Below are 7,208 nucleotides of genomic sequence, written 5' to 3' on the forward strand. Positions count from 1 at the left end.
AGCTCAACAGGCGCCCTCTCAAGGCGGTGGGGCCGCCGACGAGGCCACCAAGGTCGAGGAAATCGTCGTGGTCGGCAGCCAGATCAAGGGCGCCAAGACCACGGCGGCCCTGCCGGTCACCGTCCTGGACAACACCCAGATCGCCGCCACCGGCGCGGTTTCGGGCGATGACCTGTTCCGCTCGATCCCGGCCATGGGCGATGTCTTCATCAACCCCAGCAACGCGGCCCAGACCAGCAATTCGACGCGTGGCGACGTCAACTCGATCAACCTGCGCAGCCTGGGCGTCGGCAACACCCTGGTGCTGCTGAACGGCCGCCGCCTGGTGTCGCACCCGACCAGCCAGTCGTCGGGCACGGTGCCGCTGCTGGGCTACAACGCCAACGCCATCCCGACCTCGAACCTGGAGCGGCTGGAAGTGCTGCGCGACGGCGCGGCCGCCATCTACGGCGCCGACGCGGTGGCCGGCGTGGTCAACACCGTGCTGCAGACCGACTTCGACGGCCTGACCGTGGACGCTCAATACGGCTGGGCCGAGGGCACGCACCGCAAGGAGTACACCAGCAACATCTTCGCCGGCCGCAACTTCGCCGACGGCCGCGGCAACATCTCGATCAACGGCAACTTCACCGAGCGCACGGCCCAGCGGCCCAGCGACCGGCCCTATACCGCGACCCAGGACCTGCGGCCGCTGTTCGACAACGACCCGCGCTACACCGACAGCGCCACGCCCGACAATCGCGGCAACCAGAACTCGTTCTCGAACATCACGGTGCTGAACGCCGGCGGCATCGTCCGCCAGGGCACGACGGCCCTGACCACGGCGGCGGGCGCGACTCACGTCCAGCCCAACACCATCGCCGGCTGCGCCGCCCAGCTGGGCAACGGCCTGTGCCTGGGCTCGGGCAACCTGGCCACCGGCAGCACGGCCAACTTCCTGCGCTACAACGCGCCGCAGAACGACGCCATCACCGTGGCCCCGAAGATCAGCCGCCAGAACGTCTTCCTCAACGGCCACTACGACATCACCGACWCCCTGACCGCCTATGGCGAGGTGGGCCTGTATCACGCCGAGTCCGAGGGGCTGACGACCCAGGGCAYCAGCCTGGTGGCGATCGGCGTTCCGACCAGCAACTACTACAATCCGTTCGGCATGGCGGTATTCGCCAACGGCCAGGTCAATCCCAACCGCCTGCCCAACCTGACCAACGTGCCGGCCGCCGGCCGCGCGGTGACCTTCACCAACTATCGCTTCAACGACCTGGGTCCGAACAAGGTGGAGGTCGAGAACTACCAGACCCGCTTCCTGGGCGGGCTGAAGGGCGAGGCGTTCGGCTGGAACTGGGACTCGGCGCTGCTCTATTCGAAGGCCGACGCCAAGGACGAGTCCGACGGCATCGACAGCGCCAAGCTGGCGGCCCAACTGGCCCTGTCGACCCCCGACGCCTACAACCCGTTCAATGGCGGGTGCCTGGACGGGGAGGGCGGCCGCGACTGCACGCCCAGCTCCAAGGCGGCGACCGACGCGATCCGCTTCCGCCTGAAGCGCCACTCGACCACCACCCTGACCCTGGCCGACTTCAAGGTGTCCAAGCCCGAGCTGCTGACCATCTGGTCTGGTCCCGTCGGCGTCGCCGCCGGCGTCGAGTTCCGGCATGAGACCCAGCAGGACCGCCGCGATCCGCAGTTGGACGGCCGTACGCCCTTCACCGATCCGGTGACCGGCGCGACCAGCAACAGCAACGTCACCGGCGTCAACGACACCCCCAGCACCAAGGGCTCGCGCGATGTCTTTTCGGCCTTCGCCGAACTGGCCCTGCCGCTGGTCTCGCCCGAGATGAACATCCCGCTGGTGCGCTCGATCGACGTGCAGCTGGCCGGCCGGTTCGAGAACTACAGCGACTTCGGATCGGTGGCCAAACCCAAGATCGCCTTCGCCTGGGACGTGGTCGACGGCGTGCGGGTGCGCGGCTCGTGGCAGCAGGGCTTCCGGGCCCCCAACCTGGAGACCACCAACCCGTTCARCTATTCGCGGACCAACACCGTCACCGACTACTACCGCTGCGAGGCCGACCTGCGCGCCGGCCGCATCGCCACCTTCGGGGCCTGCAGCCGTGGCGTCGGCATCCGCTTCACCACGGCCGGCAATCCCGACCTGAAGGCCGAGGAGAGCGAAAGCTACTCGGTGGGCCTGGTCCTGCAGCCGCGCTTCATCCCCGAGCGGTTCGGCGACTTCACGATCACCGTCGATCGTTGGCAGATCGAGCAGGACGGCATCGTCGGCACCCTGGGCTCGACCAATATCGCCATCCAGGACTACCTGGCGCGCCTGACGGGCACGACCAATGCCAACGTGATCCGCGCCGCGCCGAACGCCGATGACGTGGCCTTCTTCGCCGGCACCGGTCTGACGCCGGTCGGCCAGATCACCGAGATCCGCGACCAGTTCAAGAACCTGCAGCCGCAGACGGTCAGCGGCGTCGACATCGGCGTCAACTGGGCGCTGCGCACCGAGGACTACGGCCGGGTCTCGGTCAATGTCGACGCGACCTACATGGACAAGTTCTCGCAGGATCTGGCCCCGCCGATCCAGGCGCTGTTCGACGCCCGCGCCGCCGGCACGATCAATCCGGCCACCCCGCTGACCGATCCAGGCGACCTGCTGCGCAAGAACGGCAAGCCGGAATGGAAGGGCACGGGCACGCTCACCTGGCGCAAGGACAACGTCCAGGTCGGCGCCTCGGTGATCTACACCGGCTCGGTCCTGGACACCGACTTCCTGGCCACCGACGGCACGCCCTGGACCGTCAAGTCGCTGACCACGGCCAACCTCTATGTCCAGTACCGGATCGAGGACAAGCTGAGCCCGCTGAACGACACCCGCCTGCGGGTCGGCGCGCGCAACATCTTCGACAAGGATCCGCCCCTGTCGTCGAGCGGCTATATCGGGTCGCTGTACAACCCCTATGCCCGCTACTGGTACGTCAACGTCAGCAAGTCGTTCTGACGTTGCCTGGCCCCGGCGCTTCCTCCCCCCCGGCGCCGGGGCCGCTTCCTCGCTTTCGATTAGTGCAAGAGACAACGCCATGGGTTCGCCGCTTCGCAGAGTTTGGATGGGTCTGGCGGCCCTGGCGCTGACGGCGGCGGGCGGCTGCGCCCATGCTCAGACCGAGGCCCCCGCCCAGGCGGCGACCCAGGCGGCCAAGGCCTGTCCAGACTACCTGCCGGCCGAAACTCGCTGCTTCGCCGGTCAGGACGCCAACGGGGCCTGGTACTGGATCGTCATCCCCAAGACCTGGAACGGGTCTCTGGTGCTGCACACCCACGGCGGCCCGCGCCTGAAGGCCCCTAAGCCCGAAGACGCCCTGGAGGATCTGGAGCGCTTCTCGGTCACCGTGAAGGAGGGCTACGCCTGGGCCGGGTCGAACTATCGCCGCGCCGGCTACGGCGTGCGCAGCGCCGCCGAGGACAGCGACACCCTGCGCAAGATCTTCTGGGACCAGTTCGGCCGCCCCAAGCGCACGATCCTGCACGGCCAGTCCTGGGGCGGCAATGTCGCGGCCAAGACCGCCGAACTCTACGGCAAGGGCGCGGACGGCAAGCCGGTCTATGACGGCGTCATCCTGACCAGCGCCGTGCTGGGCGGCGGCACGCGCTCCTACGACTTCCGGGCCGACCTGCGGGCGGTCTACCAGTACTATTGCCAGAACCATCCCCGGCCCGACGAACCGGCCTATCCGCTGTGGCAGGGCCAGCCGGTCGGCTCGACCCTGACCAACAAGCAGTTGGACGAGCGCCTCGACGCCTGCACCGGGGTGAACCGGCCCAAGGACCAGCGCACGCCGGTCCAGCAGCGCAATCTCGACAACATCCTGGCCGTGCTCCACACCCCCGAGCGGACCCTGGACAGCCATCTCTCCTGGGCCACCTTCACCTTCGCAGACATGGTCAACAAGCGCCTGGGCGGCCACAATCCGTTCAGCAATGTCGGGGTGCGCTATGCGGGCTCGGACGACGATGCGGCGCTCAATCGCGGCGTGACGCGGTTCGCCGCCGATCCAGAGGGCGTCAAGCGCCTGGCGTTCGACGCCGACCTCAGCGGCAAGCTGACGGTCCCGACCCTGACGATGCACGCCATCGACGACCCAACCGCCTTCGTCGAGCTGGAGCAGGTGTTCCACGACACCGTCGCCAAGGCCGGCGCCGGCGCGCTGCTGGTGCAGAGCTTCACCGACGAGCATGAGCACAGCAAGCTGGCCACGCCCGAATACGCCGCCCTGCTGCGGGCCATGACCGCCTGGATCGAGCGGGGCGAAAAGCCGTCGCCGGCCTCGCTGGCCAAGGCCTGCGACGTCGCCGTCGCGACCTATGGCGAGGCGTGCCACTTCCAGGTCGACTACACGCCCCGGCCGCTGGCCGAGCGCAGCTATTCCCGTTCATCGCCTTCGGGCCGCTGAACGCGGGGGCGGCGCCATCCGTTAACCGTGCTTGGGTATGGTCCCCGCATGCGATCACATGGCGAAAACAGATCAAGCGGCGTCGACCTGCGGGCCCACACCCGCACGCCGACCAAGCGCAAGGCCTATCTGGTCGACGGCCGAAAGGCCTGGAAGTGCTCGCTGATCGATATCGCCGAGGGCGGGGCCCGGATCGCCGTCGTAGGCGATATGGACCTGCCGGCCGAAGGTGCGTTTCTCGTGGATTCCATCGCCAAGCGCATCCATCTGACCCGCGTGGTCTGGCGTTCGGAGCGCGAAGCCGGCCTGCAGTTCATCGAGAGCGACACGCTGGACGGACCGGCCGGCGGCAAGGACGGCGCCGTGACGATCGCCACGCGCTTCGCCTGGCGGCTGAACGCCGCCTAGCCCAACTGGCGGCGAAGATGCGGCGCCGCAGATTACGACCTTGAAATGCGCAGGCAACGTGGCCGGGCAAGTAAGGCTGCGAACGACCGCTGCTGCGCCCGTCCGAGCATCCGTTTGCCTACTGTGGCGTTTGATGCTCCGGACACCGTAGCGTCGGTCCGTTCTCCCTGCTTCGCGCGCCCGAGACCTCGATGACCGAACCCTACCGACCGATTCGTCCCGTCAGCCGCAAGGCGCAGATCATCGGCGGCGCGATCGCCCTGGCGGTTCTGGCCGGCATCGTGTGGTTGGCCTGGAGCCTGATGCACGCGCCGAAGACCGAGGGCGGCGCGGGTGGTCCCGGCAGCGGCCCCGGCGGCGGCGGTGGCGGCGGACGACGCGGCGGTCCGGCCAGCACCGTGGCGGTCGCCACGGCCAGCCAGACCGACCTGCCGGTGATCATCGAAGCGCTGGGCACGGTGACGCCCGCGGCGACGGTCACCGTCCGGCCCCAGGTGGCGGGCGTGATCACCCAGGTGCTGTTCAGGGAAGGCCAGATGGTCCGCGCCGGCCAGCCGCTGGTGCAGATCGACCCGCGCCAGTTCCAGATGGACCTGCTGCAGGCCCAGGGCAACCTGACCCGCGACCAGGCCCAACTGGCCAGCGCCCGGGTCACGCTCTCGCGTTTCCAGACCCTGCTGACCCAGGACTCGATCGCCCGCCAGGAGGTCGACACCCAGGCCGCCACCGTCAAGCAGCTGCAGGGCTCGGTGATGGCCGACCAGGCCGCCGTCGGCACGGCGCGGCTGAACGTCGGCTATGCCCGCATCGTGGCGCCGGTCAGCGGCCGAGTCGGCCTGCGGGTCGTCGATGTCGGCAACTATATCGGCGCCGGCGACGCGGCCGGGGTGGCGGTGATCACCACGGTCTCGCCGATCGACGTGGAGTTCACGGTGCCCCAGGATGACGTGCCGCGCATCGGCGCACGCGCCAACAGCGGCGCGGTCCTGCCGGTCACCGCGCTGGATCGCACCCGAACCACGACCCTCGACAAGGGGACCTTCTCGACCCTCGACAACGTGGTCGATGTCGGCACCGGCACGGTCAAGGCCAAGGCCAGGTTCGCCAACGCGGGCGGGACTCTCTTCCCCAGCCAGTTCGTCAATGTCCGCCTGGAGCTGGACACCATCCGGGACGCGGTGGTCGTGCCCGCCACGGCGCTGCGCCAGAGCAGCGACGGCGCCTTCGTCTGGGTGCTGGGCGAAGGCCAGACGGTGCACAAGCGCAAGGTCACGGCCGGTCCCTCGACCACGACCCAGGTCTCGATCGCCACCGGCCTGAAGGTCGGCGAGAAGGTCATCACCGAAGGCGGAGACCGCCTGCGCGAGGGCGGCAAGGTTCAACTGCCGGGTCAAGCCGCCGGCCGCACTGGCCAAGGCAAGGGCAAGGGGCAGCGCGCCGGCAAGGGCGAAGGCGGAGCGCAGGGGCAGGGCGGCGAGCGTCGTCGCCGGCAACAGGCCGAATAGGCCCGCGCCATGAATCCCTCGCAGCCCTTCATCCAGCGGCCGGTCGCCACGGCCCTGTTCATGGCGGCCATCGTCCTGGCCGGCCTGGTCGGTTTCCGACTGCTGCCGCTGTCGGCCCTGCCGCAGGTCGACTATCCCACGATCCAGATCCAGACCCTGTACCCGGGGGCCAGCCCCGAGGTGATGAGCCAGACGGTGACGGCCCCGCTGGAGCGTCAGCTGGGCGAGATGGCGGGCCTGGCGCGGATGAGTTCGGTCAGCACGGCCGGCGCCTCGATCATCACCCTGCAGTTCAACCTGGGTGAAAGCCTGGACGTGTCCGAGCAGGAGGTTCAGGCCGCCATCAACGGGGCCAACAGCCTGCTGCCGGCCGACCTGCCGGCCCCGCCGGTCTACGCCAAGGTCAATCCGGCCGACGCGCCCGTCCTGACCCTGGCGGTCACCTCCGACACCCTGCCGTTGACCGAGGTGCAGAACCTGGTCAACACCCGCCTGGCCCAGAAGATCAGCCAGGTCTCGGGCRTGGGTCTTGTCAGCCTCAGCGGCGGTCAGCGTCCGGCGATCCGCATCCAGGCCGACACCCAGGCCATGGCCAGCTACGGCATCACCCTGGCCAATGTGCAGAGCGCGATCAGCAGCGCCAACGCCAACAGCGCCAAGGGCAGCTTCGACGGCCCGACCCGCAGCTATACGATCAACGCCAACGACCAGCTGCTCACCGTCGACGACTATTCCAACCTGATCGTCAGCTACAAGAACGCCGCCCCGATCCGCCTGCGCGACATCGCCCAGGTCGTCCAGAGCGCCGAGAACACGCGTCTCGGGGCCTGGGCTGGAG

At 68.8% G+C, this 7,208-nt stretch carries 5 protein-coding genes; all 5 read left to right on the forward strand.

The window, feature by feature from the left end:
• On the forward strand, positions 1-3,007 hold a 3,007-nt coding region (locus AC1DZ6_RS15005; RefSeq protein WP_477097959.1), incomplete at its 5' end, for a TonB-dependent receptor domain-containing protein.
• A 79-nt stretch (positions 3,008-3,086) separates the two neighbouring features.
• Positions 3,087-4,457 (forward strand): hypothetical protein, encoded by a 1,371-nt coding sequence (locus tag AC1DZ6_RS15010; RefSeq protein ID WP_477097960.1) that lies wholly within the window; start codon positions 3,087-3,089, stop codon positions 4,455-4,457.
• A 48-nt stretch (positions 4,458-4,505) separates the two neighbouring features.
• Positions 4,506-4,865, forward strand: a complete 360-nt coding sequence (locus AC1DZ6_RS15015) for a PilZ domain-containing protein (RefSeq protein ID WP_477097961.1) — start codon at positions 4,506-4,508, stop codon at positions 4,863-4,865.
• Between the two features lie 191 nt (positions 4,866-5,056).
• On the forward strand, positions 5,057-6,370 hold the full coding sequence (locus AC1DZ6_RS15020; RefSeq protein WP_477097962.1) for an efflux RND transporter periplasmic adaptor subunit: 1,314 nt from the start codon (positions 5,057-5,059) through the stop codon (positions 6,368-6,370).
• A gap of 9 nt (positions 6,371-6,379) precedes the next feature.
• Positions 6,380-7,208 (forward strand): efflux RND transporter permease subunit (locus AC1DZ6_RS15025; protein WP_477097963.1); only part of this gene is annotated, 829 nt, incomplete at its 3' end.

The organism is Caulobacter sp. P1_B12_2, from assembly GCF_056406675.1.

What these genes read in the sequence shown, in the direction of transcription:
- AC1DZ6_RS15010 (WP_477097960.1), top strand. Translation starts at nt 3,087, where the DNA reads ATGGGTTCGCCGCTTCGCAGAGTTTGGATGGGTCTGGCGGCCCTGGCG.
- AC1DZ6_RS15020 (WP_477097962.1), top strand. Translation starts at nt 5,057, where the DNA reads ATGACCGAACCCTACCGACCGATTCGTCCCGTCAGCCGCAAGGCGCAG.
- AC1DZ6_RS15015 (WP_477097961.1), top strand. Translation starts at nt 4,506, where the DNA reads ATGCGATCACATGGCGAAAACAGATCAAGCGGCGTCGACCTGCGGGCC.